The sequence below is a fragment of the Streptomyces sp. NPDC058653 genome (assembly GCF_042716895.1).
Taxonomy (GTDB): domain Bacteria; phylum Actinomycetota; class Actinomycetes; order Streptomycetales; family Streptomycetaceae; genus Streptomyces.
The window spans coordinates 1-15,871 of sequence record NZ_JBHXRM010000057.1 but is presented as its reverse complement, the minus strand read 5'-3'; the positions used below and the strand labels follow the sequence as shown (position 1 = coordinate 15,871).

Here is a 15,871-nt window from a genome sequence, read left to right as displayed (position 1 = left end):
CTATCGGCCACTCGACCCACAGTAGCTCAGGATTTTTGAGCCTGCTGCAGAAACATGGGATCACGGCGATCGCCGATGTGCGGTCGATGCCCGTCAGTCGATTCACGCCCCAGTTCAACCGATACGCCCTGGAGCGTAGCCTGTCCACGGCCGAAATTAAGTACGTCTTCCTAGGGAAGGAACTGGGTGCGCGCACCGAAGACCTAACCTGCTATGTCGACGGACGGGTGCGGTACGACCTTCTTGCTCGGACCTCGAATTTCGTCAGCGGCATCCATCGCCTGCGGATCGGTTCGCAGAGCGAGCGAATCGCCGTAATGTGCACCGAACAGGAACCACTCGACTGTCACCGCTGCGTGCTCGTCGCGCGGATCCTTGAGGGCGATGGAATCGCTGTCGAACACATTCATGCCGACGGGCACATCGAAAACCATTCCTCGGCAATGCGACGCCTGATGGCAAATTTTGGACTGGATCAGGAAGATCTATTCCGGACTTCGACCGAGCGGCTCCAAGAAGCTCTCGACCGCCAGGAACAACGTATCGCGTATGTTAATGAGCAACTTCGCGTCGACGGGACACCGGAGAGATGAAACTTTACACCATCGGATTCACGAAGAAGTCCGCCGAAAAGTTCTTCGGGCTATTGCGTGAAGCTGAAGTGTCATCGCTGATCGATGTTCGACTCAATAATGTGTCACAACTGTCCGGTTTCGCTAAGCGTGACGATCTGAGGTACTTCCTGGGCGAGATTTGCGGTGCACAGTACGCTCATCGTACCGAACTGGCCCCGACCAAGGAAATGCTCGATGCCTACAAGAAGCGGGATGTCGGCTGGGCGGCCTACGAAGAGCGATTTCTCAAACTGATGAAGGCTCGCCGAATCGAGGACGAAATCCGGCGGGAAGTATTCGACAACGCAGTCCTGCTCTGTAGCGAGGATAATGCGAGGCATTGCCACCGCCGACTGGTCGCCGAATATCTCGCACAGAAGTGGGATGACGTCGAAATTGAGCACCTGGCGTGAGCGGCGGCACTGCGGTCTAGAGCCGCTTCCAATACACGTTCGCCTGAGTCGACTCTGCCGGAGTCGCCTCTGCAAGCCGTCATCTCGCAGGTGAGCTCCATCCTCGACCCGCTCACTTTCGTGAAGACCATGCATCTTCCCCCTCGCGCGCCCTGGATTCGCTCACTGTCCGACCGGGCGGCGCATCTTATGGTGGCGGTTTTGCGGGATCACCCGCGCTCTGCGGCGCACTTTTCCGGCCTGGCGCAGGATGGAACCGTGGACCTTCGGATCGGCGCGGCAATTCAGGAAGCCCTGCGGTGACGTCGTAGCCCTTCGGACTGTGATCGCAAGACGCTGCTTTCGCTAACGCCAACCGTCGAGGGAGATCTCCGGGCCACCTGTCAGGTATTGATGGAGAGCACTGGCGGTAGTGGCGACAAAGGCGTTGGGGATGGCGTCCGCGTCGACCCAGCGGACTTGGGCGTGCTTGCGGGGTTCTCGGTTCTCGGGTTCGCCCGTCCAGTCGTGGGCGGCGAAGACGATGGTGAGGAAGCCGTTGGGGGCTTCGACGCCCCAGGCGCCGTGGATGATGTGGGCGACCTTCAGCGCCTCCGGCTTCACGGTGAGGCCGGTCTCCTCGTAGAGCTCGCGGACCGCGGTCTCGGTGATGGGCTCGCCCGGTTCGCTCTTGCCGACCGGGAGGTCCCACATGCCCTGGGCGAACTTGGCGTTCTCGCTGCGCTGGAGGAGGACGACGCGGTTGGTGGCCCTGTCGTGGACGACGACCGCCGCGACCAGCAGCGTCATCGATTCCAGGGCCGGCTTGAGGGCCTTCGGCTGGTCGTCGGTCCGCTGGATCACGGGGTTCCCTTCGTCGGGCGGGTTGCTGGGCATGCTAGGCGAGGGCCTCGCGGGCGCGGCGGGTGAGATCGGCCGCGCCGGGGACGCGGCGGTGCTGGTAGACCGCGAGGGTGGAGCGGATCGAGGTGATGGCTTTACGGGTGCGGTCGGAGGTCATGCCCTCCATGAGGACCAAGGCCTGGGTCCAGGCGCCACGGCTTCGTCGGCGCGGGCCTGGGCGGCGAGGCTGTCGCCGAGGTCGGCGTGGGTGATGTGGAGGAGGGTTTCCGTCTCGCTGTCGACGTGGCCGAGGCCCCGCCGTAGAGCGCCTTCGACGAGGTCGACGCAATGGTGGGGTTGCTTGAGGCTGAGTGCCTGGTGGGCAAGGGCTCGCATCATCCAGGCGGCGTGGCCGTGGGGGTCGGCTTCGTAGGCGAGCTGGTAGTAGCGCTGGGCGGCGCCTTCCTGACCGAGGTCGTGGTGCTTCCACCCTGCGAGATAAGCGAGTTCGGCGACGGCGCCGAAGGCAGCCCGGCGTAACACCTCGCCGGGGAAGCGCCCGCGCAGCATGGGAGCTGCTGTGTCGGCGAGGTATGCCGTGACGGTGGTTAGACCGTGCCCGCCGCCGAGACGTTCGTCGGCGCCGCTGAAGGCAACGGTGATCTGGCGTACGACGTCCACGTCCTCCCCGCCGACCAGGGAGATGCCGGTGCGCGCGCCGAGCATACGGGCGGTGGACCGATGCCCTCGCCGCCGCGAGCAGCGAGGGCATCAGGATGCGCTGTGGGGGTCTGACTTCCTGGGCGCCCGTGGAGTCGGGACCCAACTCGGGCGATGCCGACCGCCTCGCCGGACCTACGGATCGGCTGGCGGGGTGCGTGTCTGCCTCCGCGAATGCAGCGTTGAGGATTCCTGACCACACGGACAGAGTGTCAAATTGGCCCGGTGACGGGAATCGTTCCGGGCCGCGGTTGGCAGCTCCGAGGGAGAACAGCACCGGTGCGTCTGCCGGGACGTCAGTGCCGCCGAGTGTGATGGGTTTTCGTTGGTGTACCGGAGGCGGCCGTGCTGATGGGGGAGCTGAATCCAAACAGCTCGTCCAGTGCCGCGGGGATGCAGTTTGGGTTCTGGCGGATGCGGTCGAGTTCGGCCGAGTGCTGGCGCAGGGACAGGGTAGCGTTGCCGGGGAAGTTCCTCGTGGTCTCGTGGCCGGGCTCGAGCAGGAGCACCGCGAGAGAGGCCAGTTCCTCCTCGCCCAGTCGGTCGTCGCTGTCACAAGCTGTGATGAGGCAGTCGAGGAGCGGGAGATGATGGAGGGGCGGAAACGGCACCCTCATGGATCTTGAAGCGTAGTGAAAACCATGATCCACAAGGGGTGGTCTCCGTTCATTTCCGGGAGCCGCTCGTGAGGGCTGATCGGTCCAGACCTGGGCGACTCAGGCAAATGTTGGGGCCCTGCACACCACCCCCTGCCACCAGCAAGGTCACCGACCCCAGGACGCATCATGATCGGCACTACAGCCACGGCTGCGCCGCCGCCGGTAGTCTGGCTGCACATTTCGAAGCAATGTGATCGCGCCGTGGCGCGGAGGAGAACAACTGCAACATGGCACCGACCACCAAAGAAGGCCAGCGGGCAGAGCTGCACAAGATGATCTGGCGTATCGCGAACGACCTGCGCGGCAGTGTCGACGGCTGGGACTTCAAGACCTACGTGCTAGGCATGCTCTTCTACCGCTTCATCTCCGAAAACCTATCGGCGTACATCAACCGCGGCGAACGTGAAGCTGGAGATAAGTCGTTCGACTACAAGGTGCTTCCCGACGCGCAAGCCGAGTTCGCTCGAGCCGAAGTTGTGGCGGAGAAGGGCTTCTATATTCTGCCGTCGGAACTGTTCGCCAACGTCCGCGAGCACGCTGTGCGGGACGAGAACCTCAACGAAACGCTTGCTCGGGTCTTCAAGAACATCGAGGGCTCGGCGCTGGGAACCGACAGCGAGGATGATCTGAAGGGGCTGTTTGACGATCTTGACGTCAACAGCAACAAGCTCGGAGGGACGGTCGCCAAGCGTAACCAGAAGCTCGCGAAGCTACTCGACGCCATCGGCGATCTGCCGCTAGGACGGTTCGAAGACAACTCGATCGACCTGTTCGGCGATGCCTACGAATATTTGATGCAGATGTACGCGGCCAACGCGGGCAAGTCCGGAGGCGAGTACTACACGCCGCAGGAGGTCTCTGAACTGCTGGCGCGCATCGCAGTCGTCGGCAAGAAGCAGGTCAACAAGGTCTACGACCCGGCGGTCGGGTCGGGCTCGCTGCTGCTGAAGTTCGACAAGGTCCTCGGTAAGAACAATGTCCGCCAGGGTTTCTACGGTCAGGAGATCAACCTGACTACGTACAACCTTGCTCGGATCAATATGTTCCTACACGACGTGAACTACTCAGACTTCAACCTCGCGCACGGCGACACTCTCATCGACCCGGCGCACTGGGACGATGAACCATTCGAGGCGATCGTCTCCAACCCGCCGTACTCGATCAGGTGGGAAGGTGACGCGAACCCGTTGCTGATTAACGATGAGCGCTTTGCGCCGGCGGGCGTGCTGGCGCCGAAGTCGAAGGCTGACCTGGCCTTCACGATGCACATGCTCAGCTGGCTCGCCGTCGACGGCACGGCCGCGATCGTCGAGTTCCCGGGGGTGCTGTACCGCGGGGGTACAGAAAGGAAGATCCGTAAGTACCTGATCGACAACAACTACGTCGACGCGGTCATCCAGTTGCCTGCCGACCTGTTCTTCGGCACCACGATCGCCACGTGCATCCTCGTACTGAAGAAGTCGAAGAAGTCCAGCGACGTGCTGTTCATCGACGCCTCAGCCGAATTCAAGCGTGTCGGTAACAAGAACAAGCTGCTCGAGGAGCACCAGGCGAGGATCCTCGAGGCGTTTACCACGCGTGACCCGGAAGATCACTTCACCACGCTCGTCAGTAACGACGATATCGCGGCGAACGACTACAACATCGCCGTGGCCTCTCATGTTGAGTCGGAGGATAAGCGCGAGAAGGTCAAAATCGTCGAGCTGAACGCCGAGATCGCTCGCATTGTGGCGCGGCAGGCGGAGCTGCGCACGTCGATCGACGCGATTGTTTCCGAGCTGGAAGCAGAGGGAAATGCGTTTGTCTAAACTCCTCTCCGACGCTCCCGCTGTGGCAACCACGCAGGTGGAAGGCTTTCTCGGCGGGCAGACACTGAAGTGGGGCAAGCATAGGAGGATCAAAATAGGAAAGGTCCTCCGCAATTTTCATTGCCGCACCTGTGACACTCAGCGAACTTTCGTGTCCGGAGATGAGCTGTCATGTTTGGGACTCGGTGACAATCAAATCAGTATCGACGCCACACTACAATGTATCGAATGCCGGTCATCCGTGGAGATATGGTTCCTCATCGGCAGCAATGATGACATTTCTGGTGTCGCACCAGAAGTGCGTATTGAGCGCTACACGGAGAACCTTCGCGACCGCGCTGACCGGATCGACGGCCATCGCGGACCATTCTCGGATCTGGTTAAGCGCGCGCAGCTCGCGTATGAAAACCAACTTGGTGCCGGATCAATCGTCTACCTTCGCAAGATCTTCGAGCTCGTTACGTTCGAAGTTGCCGAGATTGCCGAGATCGAGATAAAGAAGAATAACGGGAAAAATATCCCCTTTGCTGTGGTGCTAGAGAAAGTGAATGAAGTTCGCAATATTATTCCGCGGCGCTTCTCAAGTAATGGGTATCAGCTATTTCGTGAGCTCAGCGACATTATCCATGGCGAGTCAAGCGAAGAGGAAGCGCTCCAGAAATATAGGCCCTGCCTCCAGCTGGTCCTAGGTGTCGTTGACGAAGTAAGCCGCGACAACGAATACGCCAGAGCGATCGAAGAACTGGGCTGGGACGTCAAAAGCATTAGTGAGATTGCAGGAGGAAGCGTCGCGTGAGCAGTATCGATGAAATGCTTCGGGAGCTATGTCCGGACGGGGTTAAGTTCAAGGAGCTTGGCGCGATTGCAGAGCTGGTTCGCGGCAACGGAATGCCGAAATCGGACTTCACGGACGAAGGGGTCGGCTGTATTCACTATGGTCAGATCTATACGCATTATGACACTTGGGCCACTGAAGTAATCTCGCACGTACACGAGGAGAAGGCTGCAAGACTGGCGAAAGTGAATCCTGGCGATCTCATTATCACTAACACCAGCGAGAATCTCGATGACGTGGGTAAAGCTGTTGCCTGGCTCGGTAGCGAGACCATTGTAACGGGGGGGCATGCAACTGTCATTAAACCGTCTATCGATTCCAAGTATCTTGCCTACTGGTTCCAATCCCCTGCATTCCATCATGAGAAAAAGCGTCGTGCTACCGGCACCAAGGTTATCGATGTTTCTGCAAATAAGCTCGCAACGGTGAAAATCCCGGTCCCACCCCTTGAGGTGCAGCGGGAGATCGTGAAGGTGTTGGACCAGTTCGCGGAGCTGGAGGCGGAGCTGAAGGCGGAGCTGGAGGCGGAGCTGAAGGCACGTCATCGCCAATACGTTTTTTACCGAGACAAGCTGGTGAGCGAGGCCGTCGGGGCGGAGCGCGTTCGTCTTGGTGACGTTGGTGTTTTTGTGCGTGGACGTCGTTTTACCAAGAACGACGTGGTCGATTCTGGAATTCCGAGTATCCACTATGGTGAAATTTACACCGAATACGGTACCTCCGCTGACGAGGCCGTTAGGCACGTTCGTGTTGAGCTTCACGATCAACTTCGGTATGCGCAACCCGGGAGCGTAGTATTCGCCGGCGTTGGTGAGACGGTTGAGGACGTAGGTAAAGCTGTCGCGTGGCTCGGAAGGGAACCAGTGGCCACGCACGACGATACATTTGTGTACACCTCCCCACTGAACCCTAAGTATGTCGCTTATGCGGTGCAGACAGAGGAGTTTCATCGCCAGAAGGAACGCCATGTGTCGCGGGCCAAGGTGAAGAGGCTCTCAGCGGCTGGGCTTGCCGATATCAAGGTACCGGTCCCGAATCTGACTATTCAGGAGAAGATCGTCGAGACGCTCGACAATTTTGCTGCTCTCGTCAATGACATCAGTTTCGGGCTCCCTGCTGAGATCTCATTTCGTCGTAAGCAGTATGAGCACTACCGCGATCGGCTCTTGACGTTCAAGGAGGCTGCGGCATGAGGAAAGCGCAGGCGCGCAAATACGACCCGATCGCAGTCTCGGCCGAAAGTACCGTCATAGCTGAGTACGTCCCCGCTGTCTCCGGAGCCGCGGCATACCAATCGGAGGCGGCGCTTGAGCAGGAGATGATCCGTCTCCTGGAGTCGCAGGCATATGAGTACCTCCCGATCGCATCGGAGATGCAGCTTGTCGCTAACCTGCGGATCCAGCTTGAGGCGCTGAACCACGTGTCGTTCTCGGATTCCGAGTGGGAGTCGTTTTTCTCGACCAGGATTGCCGGACAGAACGAGGGCATCGTCGAGAAGACGGTGCGGGTCCAGGAAGACCATGTTCAGCTTCTGAAGCGTGATGATGGTTCGACGAAGAACATCAGTCTCATTGACAAGAAGAACGTCCACAACAATCGTCTGCAAGTCATTAACCAGTACGAGATTGACCGGGGCGAGGGCGGTGCGAGCTTCGCGAACCGGTACGACGTGACAGTGCTAGTCAACGGTCTACCGATGGTGCATATCGAGCTCAAGCGCCGTGGGGTGGAAATCCGTGAGGCGTTCAACCAGATCAACCGGTACCAGCGCGATAGCTTCTGGGCAGGCTCTGGGTTGTTCGAGTATGTGCAATTGTTCGTGATCAGCAACGGCACGCTAACGAAGTACTACTCCAATAGCACCCGCTCGAAGCACTTGAAGGACAACCAGAAGGCTGCCCTCGCGGGCAAGGACAAGAAGTCAAGCAACTCGTTCGAGTTCACGTCGTGGTGGGCGGACGCGCAGAACAAGCCGATCCCGGAGCTTACCGCGTTCATCAAGACGTTCTTCACCAAGCACTCGCTGTTGAACGTGCTGACAAAGTACTGCGTGCTGACGGCCGATCGTGACTTGCTAGTGATGCGGCCGTATCAGATCGTGGCGACGGAGCGGATCTTGCGGAAGGTCGAGTGCTCGACGAACCTCAGGACGCTTGGCACCGTCGAGGCCGGCGGGTACGTCTGGCACACGACCGGGTCGGGCAAGACGCTGACCTCGTTCAAGGCTGCGCAGCTGGCATCGAAACTACCTGATGTCGCGAAAGTGTTGTTCGTCGTCGACCGCAAGGACCTCGACTACCAGACGATGCGCGAGTACGACCGCTTCGAAAAAGGCGCCGCCAACTCGAACGCGTCCTCGGCAATCTTGAAGAAGCAACTGGAAGATCCGAACGCAAGCATCATCATCACGACGATCCAGAAGCTGTCGACGTTCATCAAGGCGAACCGGGGGCACGAGGTGCTCTCGGGCCACTCCGTGATCATCTTCGATGAGTGTCACCGGTCGCAGTTCGGCGACATGCACACCGAAATTACGCGAGCCTTCAAGCGGTACAACCTGTTTGGCTTCACCGGTACCCCGATTTTTCCGCCCAACTCCTCAAGCGGCGGGAACCCGCTGCTGAAGACCACCGAGCAGGCCTTCGGCGAAAAACTGCACACGTACACGATCATAGACGCGATCACGGACAGGAATGTCCTGCCATTCCGGATCGACTACATCAACACGATCAAGGTCGGCAATCCCGACGACAAGCAGATCTCGGCGATAGATCGAGAGCATGCCCTGTTGGATGGCCGCCGGCTTCGCGGGATCACGGCGTACATCCTGGAGCACTTCGACCAGAAGACGAAGCGGCAGTCGAGCTATGAGCACTCGGTTGTCACCAATGTCGCGGAGTCGACTCGGACGAGGCGTCAAGACGAGGCGCTTCGCGAGAAGAAACGAGTCCGCGGCTTCAACGCCCTGTTCGCCACCGCGTCGATCGAGGCAGCGCGGCTCTATTACCTGGAGTTCAAGCTCCAACAGGAGGCGCTCACCCCCGATCGGCGCTTGAAGGTGGGCATCATCTTCTCCTACGGGGCGAACGAGGCCAGCGATGACGGGATCCTCGACGACGAGGCGTTTGAGGCCGACGGGCTGAGCGGCGACGCGCGCACGTTCTTGGAAGATGCGATCCGGGACTACAACGCGATGTTCGGCACCAGCTACGACACCAGCACCGACAAGTTCCAGAACTACTACAAGGACCTGTCACAGCGTATGAAGAACCGCGAGATCGACTTGGTCATCGTGGTGAACATGTTCCTCACCGGCTTCGACGCGACCACGCTCAACACGCTGTTCGTCGACAAGAACCTGAAGATGCATGGCTTGATCCAGGCTTATTCGCGCACCAATCGGATCCTCAACTCCGTCAAGCGTCACGGGAATATCGTCGCTTTCCGTGACCTTGAAGAGGAGACGAACGCGGCGCTCGAGCTGTTCGGGAACAAGGACGCCAGGGGAATTGTCACCGTGCCGTTCTACGGCGAGTACTACAGCGAGTACGCCGAGAAGGTAACCGAGCTGCTGCAGACTTTCCCGCTCGGCACCCCTATCATCGGGGAGCAGGCGCAGAAGGCCTTCATCAACCTTTTTGGTGCCGTACTGCGGCTGCACAACATCCTGACCGAGTTTGACGACTTCGCCGGGCAGGACTTGTTGACAGAACGCCAGCACCAGGACTACCGCAGTATCTACCTCAACTTGTACGCCGAATTCCGTGCGGAGACCGCCGCGGAGAAGGAACGCATCAACGAGGATGTCGTCTTCGAGATCGAGCTGGTCAAGCAGGTCGAGATCAACGTCGACTACATTCTAATGCTCGTCGAGAAGATGCGCGCCGAGCGTGGCGACGGTGACGACCAAGAGATCCGCGCCCAGATCTCGCGTGCGGTCGATGCTAGCCCGAGCCTGCGGAGCAAGCGCGACCTCGTCGAAGACTTTGTGAGTTCGCTGTCTGTAGACGGCGCTGTGGATGAACAATGGCAGGCATATGTGGATGCGAAGCGAGATGCTGAGCTCGCTGCGATCATCGAAGAGCAAAAACTCAAGCCCGAGCAGACACGGGCGTTCGTTAAAGCCGCATTCCGCGACGGGCAGATCCGTACGACTGGCATGGAGATCACGAAGATCCTTCCTCCCGTGTCTCGTTTCAGTCGCGAGGCTGGCCACGGTGACAAGAAGAAGCGCGTGATCGAAACATTGACACAGTTCTTCGAGCGGTTCTCTGGGCTGGGCGCTGGAGGAAACGACTAACGATGTGACGGGCTCCTTGATGCCTGACCATTTGAAGGAACGCGTACTCGACGTGGCTTCTCATCGACGTGCGTGCTTAGGCGACCGCTCAGCACTCCAGCTGATCTGGTACGCCATGTGGCGCACCAGGGTCTGTGCCAGCCTTCACCGGCCGCACCCTCTGTCGGGAATCTGACTGGGCGAATACGAGGTCGGCGGTGCCGATTGCGCTCTTCGGGCCTCGTGGCCACTGGCGTAGCCGGATGGCGTGGCGTGGCAGGCATGGCCGGTGTTCCGCTGGTGGTACTTCGGCTGCGAGCGGTTTGCGTCCGCCGGCTCGGCTGAGTGGTGATGTGCCAGTTGAGGACCTCAGAGGGGTGCTCGGCGCTGTCGAGTTCCCGCTGGGTGCCCGCTTCGGCAAGGAGCCGCCGAGGGTTGTGGTCGGCGTCTCGGCTCCTGGGGCGTGGCGAGTCAGGTCTGCCAGGTCGGGGGTGGCGGCTTGCTGGTAGCCCGCCTCAAGGTGGCGGAAGGCTTCGTCGGCTGCTCCCGCTTGTTGCTCGTGGCATCGCTTGTTCGTGTCACTTGGCGGGGGCGCGGGCCAGGTGGACAGTGGCGAAGAGCAGGGCGATGGTGAGTCCGCCCGGCTCGTTGGAGGCGTAGACGAGTTCCTCTGAGGCTTGGCGTAGTGCGATGGCGGCCTGGTGGTCCGCTTGGGTGGCGGATCGGCGGGGGCGGTTGAACGTCGGGGCGGCCGCGCGTAGCTCTGCCTGGTGCGGGCCGGTGTGGCGCTGGCGATGTTGTAGAGGGCGTCGCCGAAGGCGGAGAGGTGGGCTTGAGAGGCGGCATCGTCGTCGGAGTCGAGGACGTAATGCGCCGTCTGTATCGCGGCGATTGTGCGCCGGCACGGTTCGGCTGGATGCTCCGCGAACCGGGGGTGGTCGGTCACCTCCTGGTCGGCGAGGCGTTCGCGGAGGCGGTTGATGGAGAGGTCGGGGGCGAGTTTCGAGCCGCCGTACCAGACGGGTTTACCGGCGTTGTTGGTGTCGCCTGGTGCGGCGAGGCTGTAGCCGATCACCTGGCCGCTCTCGGCGCCTAAGCACGTTTTCACCTTAATGCCGAGGGATTGCAGCACGGTGAAGTAGTCGGCCTCGGTGTGTACGGCAGCGGCGACCGTGTATGCCCGCTCGCGCGGCCACTGTCGTGCTGTGACCGTCTGGCCCTGGCGCTCGGCCTTGGCGCGTTCGGCGCTGGTAGGGGTTCGGGGGGCCGTGAGGTCACCGGATTTAAGGCGGCGCAGGCCGAACGTTGTCTCGATCCTGCGGCACTCGGCCTGTGCCAGCCAACCGTCCTGGTGGGTGCGCGGGCGGCGTCTGTCAGCGCGGACGCTGGTGGCCATGACGTGGATGTGGTCGTCGGCGTGACGGACCGCGATCCATCGGCACGCCCTCTCGTCGCCGTCGGAGGCGATGCCCGTGGTGTGCACGACGCGGCGGGCGACTTCGGCCCACTCGGTGTCAGTGAGGCAGCGGTCGTCGGGCGCGGTGCGGACCGGGCACTGCCAGGCGCGCTGCGGTGGCTTCTCGCCGCCCAGCTCGCGGGTGCGGAGGCCGACATGGTGGTCGAGTCGCCTGGCGAGCTGGGAGTAGGTGGCTGCCGGGTCGCGGCCGGCGTCGGGAGCACCGGTCATGTCCTAGGCGGCGACGACGTGGGGGTTGGTGTGCTCGTTGCTGTGGCCGGGGCCGGAGAGGAAGGCGATCAGTCCGCGGCTGTCGGAACCCGTGGAGACGTCAGGAACCATGAGCCGTGCCTTCCGACAGGAGCTGGTCGATGAGGTGGAAGCTGGTCTGTGCTGCTCGCTCGACGCGGTCGAGAATTGCCTTTGCGTGCTCTGGCACAGTTCCTCGGTTGATGGCTGCGGTGATCTGGTTGAGGTTGCCGCCGATGCGGTTCAGCGTGACGGTATGTGCCTCGACGGCCTCGATCAGTGGGCGCTGAGGATCGTCCTCCGGGCTGCCGAACATCCCCGCTTTGCCCTGTGCAACAGCCAGGGCCGCGTCCCCGACGAATCCGGCGCACCTCTGACCGTCGCTGCTGAGCGGCGGCGCTGATCACCTGGACCGCGGTACGCGTGAAGCGGATGGTCTTCTCCTGGTCGCGCTTCTCGACGGCGCGCTTGCAGTTCATCTGCGCGGGCAGGACGGGGGCGTCGAGATCCCGCCCGGAGTGCTGCTCCACGGGCGGCGGGGGAGTGGCCGGTGTACTGGGAGGAACGGGGGCGGCGGCAGGCTGGCAAAAGTCCTCAGCCACTCTCTCCTCCAGCTCGGGCGCCCCCTGACGCTCGGCTTTGTCACCGGTCCCTCTGGGGCGGGGGCAAGCGCGGACGAAGCCTCGTTAGAGGCTCGTTCACTCCAGCCTGCTGCTGGTCGTCGGTTGAGCGCGCGGGACAGTGCCCGCCAGCGAGGTCGGCGACGATGACGAGCGGCTCCCATAGCCCGCGACGGTGCCGCGCTGCGGGATCAGCCAGTCGGCCAGCCGGTCGTGCAGCGCGTACAGTTCCGGCGCTGAGTACCGCGAGTGGAACGGGGTGATCCGCTCGCCCGGCTCGCACTTCTGCATGCGGATGACGATCGCCCGGTCCATGATCGTGTCCGGCAGATCGCCGATCCCGGCCAGCGCCGCCATCGCGAAGGTTTCGACTTCAAGGCTGGCAGCATTCGCGTGGAGCGGCAGCGGCTCCAGTCGGGAAAGTCGGTTCGCCGAAGACCGCGAAGTGCCAGCGGACGGTTCCGGTCGGCGAGGTTGTCACCGACGCGGTGCTCGGGCATCTCGCCGCGCGGCCCTCGAAGGAATGGCTGTTCAGGATGGAGGAGGGCGAGCCCCTCAACTACCGCCGTTGGAAGACCGAATGGAACTGCGCCCGTAGGGCGCTCCAGGCGGTGGAGAACGAGCCGGCCAAGTACGAAGGACGCAAGCCCGTCGAGCTGCCGCACGTGATGACCCACGACCTGCGGCACTTCTACGCCTCCGCGCTCATCGCCTGCGGGGCGAGCATCAAGCAGGTTCAGCTGGTCCTCGGCCACGCGTCCGCCGTCATCACGCTGCGGATCTACGCGCACTTGCGGCCAGCAAAAAGACCGCACCCGCTCCGGCATGGACGCCTCTCTCGGCGGGCTGAGGAGCGGGTGCGGGGTGTTAGGCGTGATGGCCCGCGGGGGGGGGCGGGTCAGGCGGCCTGACCTGGGGTCAGGCCTTCTTCGTCTCCCAGAAGATCTTGTCGATCTGGGCGATGTAGTCCAGCGCCTTCTGGCCCGTCGCCGGGTCCTTCGACGCCTTCGCGGCCGAGAGGGCCTTCAGGGTGTCGTTGATCAGCTGGTGCAGCTCCGGGTACTTCTCGAAGTGCGGGGGCTTGAAGTAGTCGCTCCACAGCACCGAGACGTGGTGCTTCGCCAGCTCCGCGCGCTGTTCCTTGATGACCGTGGCGCGGGTCTGGTAGTGCTCGTCGTCGTTACCCGCCATCTTTTCCTGGACGGCCTTGACCGACTCGGCTTCGATGCGGGCCTGGGCGGGGTCGTAAACGCCGCAGGGGAGGTCGCAGTGGGCGCTGACCTTCACCTTGGGGGCAAACAGGCGGGAGAGCATTGAGCTGTCCTTCCTCGTGATCGTCTTCTCAGGTGGGACATTACTCCGTGAGAAGCCGGATTTCGCGTGTGCCCCCTAGGGCTTAGGACAAAAGTCCGGGGTCGGATCGGGACCGGGCGGCGGAACGTACCGTGGGACCGGGAGGTGCGGGATGACGGAGCACGGGCGTGAGCCGAGAGCGCTGTTGGGGATCGCGGAGGTGTCGGGACCGTCCATGTATCCCACCCTCCGGTCGGGCGATCAGCTGCTGGTGCACTACCGCGCACCGGTGAAGGCCGGGGACATCGCCGTACTGAAACATCCCCTCCAGCAGGATCTGCTCATCGTCAAGCGCCTGGTCCAGCGCCGGGACGGCGGATGGTGGGTGCTCGGGGACAATCCGGGGGCCGAGGGGGACAGCCGGGTCTTCGGGACGGTCCCCGGAGAGCTGGTGCTCGGCCGGGTGCGGGCCCGTTACCGGCCGCGCGGCGCGGATCAGCGCTCGGTGGTCGGCGCGCTCGCGTGGGCCTTCTCGGCGCTGCGGCCGGTGCTGTCCGACCGTTCCGTCTCCAGGCGTTTACGGGCCCGGTAGGCGGCCACGTTGGCGCGGGTCGCGCAGCGGTCCGAGCAGTAGCGGCGCGAGCGGTTGGTGGAGGTGTCGAGGTAGGCGTTACGGCACGGTGCCGCCTGGCACAGGCCCAGCCGGTCCACGCCGTACTCGGTCAGATGGAACGCCAGGCCCATCGCGGCGATCGCGGCGAAGCCGGCGGTCGCGTTCGACGGGTGCTCGGCCAGATGCATGTGCCAGCGCGGACGGCCCTCGTCGTCGAGGAAGTCGTGGCCCGAGATCTGCGGGCTGACGGGGAACTCCAGCAGCAGCGAGTTCAGCAGGTCGACCGCGTGCGTCGCCTCGCCCGCGTCGGCCGCCGCGAACACCGCGCGCAGCCGGCCGCGTACGGAACGGAAGCGGGTGACGTCCGCGTCCGTGGCGCGGCGTGACGCCTGGGTGGACCCGCCGAAGAGGGCGCGGACGGCTTCGACCGAGGTCAGCGTGTCCGTACCGCGGGCCGGTTCCTCGGTGTTGACCAGGCGTACGGCATAGTCCGAGTAAGAGGCCAGTTCCACTTGTAGTCCTTACGGCAGCGGTCTAGGGTCGGCGTAATAGCTGGTCTTGGTGACAGGGTATTACGGAGCGGAGGGTTCCGATGGTGGACACGGGGACGGACACGGCGACCGGCGCGGGCGGCGCCGATGGCGGGACGCCCGTGGCGGCGCGGGCCGAATGGCGCGCCTGGCAGGACAGCTGGGACCGCCAGCAGGAGTGGTACATGCCCGACCGCGAGGAACGCTTCCGGGTGATGCTCGACATGGTCGAGGCCCTGGTCGGGCGGGAGCCGAGGGTGCTGGACCTCGCGTGCGGGACGGGAAGCATCAGCGACCGGCTGTTCCAGCGCTTCCCGGCGGCCACCAGCACCGGCGTCGACCTCGACCCGGCCCTGCTCGCGATCGCTGGCGGCTACTTCGCCGGCGACAGCCGGCTGACCCTGGTGCGGGCCGACCTCAAGGACCCGGGGTGGACGGCGAAGCTGCCGTACGACTCGTACGACGCCGTCCTCACGGCCACCGCGCTGCACTGGCTGCACAGCGAGCCGCTGGCCGTGCTGTACGGGCAGATCGCCGGTCTCGTCCGGCCCGGGGGCGTCTTCATGAACGCCGATCACATGAGGGACGGGAGCACGCCCCGTATCAACGAGGCCGAGCGCGCGCACCGGCACCGCGAGATGGACCGCGCCAAAGAAGCGGGTGCCCTCGATTGGGCCGAATGGTGGAATCTCGCCGCGAAGGACCCGGTGCTCGCCGGGCCGACCGCCGAGCGGTTCGCGATCTACGGCGAGCACGCGGACGGCGACACGCCCTCCGCCGAGTGGCACGCCAGGACGCTGATGGAGTCGGGCTTCGGCGAGGCGCGCGCGGTCTGGTCCTCGCCCTCGGACTCGCTGGTGCTGGCGCTCAAGTAGCCGGGCGGGTAGCCGGGCGGGCGCGCCCGCGGGTCGCGTTTGCCGGGGGCAGCGCGGAGGGGTGGCACCGACCGGACCCCGGTCC

Annotated in this window: 15 protein-coding genes and 3 pseudogenes; 10 read left to right on the top strand and 8 right to left on the bottom strand. The window is 63.0% G+C overall.

Annotation, left to right across the window (positions count from 1 at the left end; genetic code table 11):
- Positions 1-35 precede the first annotated feature (35 nt).
- From ACFWU9_RS32880 to ACFWU9_RS32870, 3 genes are all read left to right on the top strand, one after another.
- Complete coding sequence (locus tag ACFWU9_RS32880) at positions 36-593, top strand: DUF488 family protein (RefSeq protein ID WP_384324735.1); 558 nt, start codon at positions 36-38, stop codon at positions 591-593.
- A complete protein-coding gene (locus ACFWU9_RS32875) occupies positions 590-1,027 on the top strand; it encodes a DUF488 family protein (RefSeq protein ID WP_384324734.1) in 438 nt (145 codons plus the stop codon). The genes ACFWU9_RS32880 and ACFWU9_RS32875 overlap by 4 nt, the downstream gene beginning before the upstream one ends.
- Before the next feature lie 90 nt (positions 1,028-1,117).
- Complete coding sequence (locus tag ACFWU9_RS32870; protein ID WP_384324733.1) at positions 1,118-1,330, top strand: hypothetical protein; 213 nt, start codon at positions 1,118-1,120, stop codon at positions 1,328-1,330.
- A gap of 42 nt (positions 1,331-1,372) precedes the next feature.
- Here the strand turns inward: ACFWU9_RS32870 and ACFWU9_RS32865 are convergent, their stop codons facing one another.
- The 3 genes and pseudogenes from ACFWU9_RS32865 to ACFWU9_RS32855 form a co-directional block, all read right to left on the bottom strand.
- A complete protein-coding gene (locus ACFWU9_RS32865) occupies positions 1,373-1,903 on the bottom strand; it encodes an NUDIX domain-containing protein (RefSeq protein WP_384324732.1) in 531 nt (176 codons plus the stop codon).
- Position 1,904: 1 nt separating this feature from the next.
- A pseudogene (locus ACFWU9_RS32860) lies at positions 1,905-2,593 on the bottom strand (tetratricopeptide repeat protein); the annotation flags it as partial.
- A gap of 272 nt (positions 2,594-2,865) precedes the next feature.
- Positions 2,866-3,186 carry a hypothetical protein gene (locus ACFWU9_RS32855; protein ID WP_384324731.1) on the bottom strand — a complete coding sequence of 107 codons (321 nt, stop codon included), beginning with the start codon at positions 3,184-3,186 and terminating at the stop codon, positions 2,866-2,868.
- Between the two features lie 269 nt (positions 3,187-3,455).
- Here ACFWU9_RS32855 and ACFWU9_RS32850 point away from each other — a divergent pair, with 269 nt between their 5' ends.
- The 4 genes from ACFWU9_RS32850 to ACFWU9_RS32835 are packed head-to-tail and all read left to right on the top strand — an operon-like array spanning position 3,456 to position 10,171.
- A complete protein-coding gene (locus tag ACFWU9_RS32850; RefSeq protein ID WP_384324730.1) occupies positions 3,456-5,036 on the top strand; it encodes a type I restriction-modification system subunit M in 1,581 nt (526 codons plus the stop codon).
- 22 nt (positions 5,037-5,058) lie between these two features.
- Positions 5,059-5,832: a hypothetical protein gene (locus ACFWU9_RS32845; RefSeq protein ID WP_384324729.1), complete on the top strand. Its 774-nt coding sequence runs from the start codon at positions 5,059-5,061 to the stop codon at positions 5,830-5,832.
- The gene (locus tag ACFWU9_RS32840; protein WP_384324728.1) at positions 5,829-7,064 is read left to right on the top strand and encodes a restriction endonuclease subunit S; all 1,236 of its coding nucleotides are present in this window, start codon (positions 5,829-5,831) and stop codon (positions 7,062-7,064) included. Before ACFWU9_RS32845 ends, ACFWU9_RS32840 begins: the two co-directional genes overlap by 4 nt.
- Complete coding sequence (locus tag ACFWU9_RS32835) at positions 7,061-10,171, top strand: type I restriction endonuclease subunit R (protein ID WP_384324727.1); 3,111 nt, start codon at positions 7,061-7,063, stop codon at positions 10,169-10,171. Before ACFWU9_RS32840 ends, ACFWU9_RS32835 begins: the two co-directional genes overlap by 4 nt.
- 194 nt (positions 10,172-10,365) lie before the next feature.
- Here ACFWU9_RS32835 and ACFWU9_RS32830 read toward each other — a convergent pair.
- The 3 genes and pseudogenes from ACFWU9_RS32830 to ACFWU9_RS32820 all read right to left on the bottom strand — a co-directional run.
- A pseudogene (locus tag ACFWU9_RS32830) lies at positions 10,366-11,948 on the bottom strand (mobilization protein); the annotation flags it as partial.
- Positions 11,938-12,499 (bottom strand): annotated as a pseudogene (locus ACFWU9_RS32825) (hypothetical protein); the annotation flags it as partial. The pseudogenes ACFWU9_RS32825 and ACFWU9_RS32830, both read right to left, overlap by 11 nt.
- Positions 12,498-12,758, bottom strand: a complete 261-nt coding sequence (locus ACFWU9_RS32820) for a DUF3631 domain-containing protein (protein ID WP_384324726.1) — start codon at positions 12,756-12,758, stop codon at positions 12,498-12,500. The pseudogene ACFWU9_RS32825 and the gene ACFWU9_RS32820, both read right to left, overlap by 2 nt.
- 205 nt (positions 12,759-12,963) lie before the next feature.
- On the opposite strand from ACFWU9_RS32820, the gene ACFWU9_RS32815 reads away from it, so the two are divergent.
- A complete protein-coding gene (locus ACFWU9_RS32815) occupies positions 12,964-13,386 on the top strand; it encodes a tyrosine-type recombinase/integrase (RefSeq protein ID WP_384324725.1) in 423 nt (140 codons plus the stop codon).
- 7 nt (positions 13,387-13,393) lie between these two features.
- Here the strand turns inward: ACFWU9_RS32815 and sodN are convergent, their stop codons facing one another.
- Positions 13,394-13,789: a superoxide dismutase, Ni gene (sodN, locus tag ACFWU9_RS32810; RefSeq protein ID WP_384324724.1), complete on the bottom strand. Its 396-nt coding sequence runs from the start codon at positions 13,787-13,789 to the stop codon at positions 13,394-13,396.
- Positions 13,790-13,940: 151 nt separating this feature from the next.
- On the opposite strand from sodN, the gene sodX reads away from it, so the two are divergent.
- Complete coding sequence (gene sodX / locus ACFWU9_RS32805) at positions 13,941-14,360, top strand: nickel-type superoxide dismutase maturation protease (RefSeq protein ID WP_384324723.1); 420 nt, start codon at positions 13,941-13,943, stop codon at positions 14,358-14,360.
- Here the strand turns inward: sodX and ACFWU9_RS32800 are convergent.
- Positions 14,264-14,893 carry a CGNR zinc finger domain-containing protein gene (locus tag ACFWU9_RS32800; RefSeq protein ID WP_384324722.1) on the bottom strand — a complete coding sequence of 210 codons (630 nt, stop codon included), beginning with the start codon at positions 14,891-14,893 and terminating at the stop codon, positions 14,264-14,266. The two genes, sodX and ACFWU9_RS32800, sit on opposite strands and share 97 nt — an antisense overlap.
- Before the next feature lie 80 nt (positions 14,894-14,973).
- Between ACFWU9_RS32800 and ACFWU9_RS32795 the strand changes: the two genes are divergently transcribed.
- Entirely contained in the window at positions 14,974-15,786 is an 813-nt protein-coding gene (locus ACFWU9_RS32795) for a class I SAM-dependent methyltransferase (protein ID WP_384324721.1), read from the top strand.
- Positions 15,787-15,871: the final 85 nt, after the last annotated feature.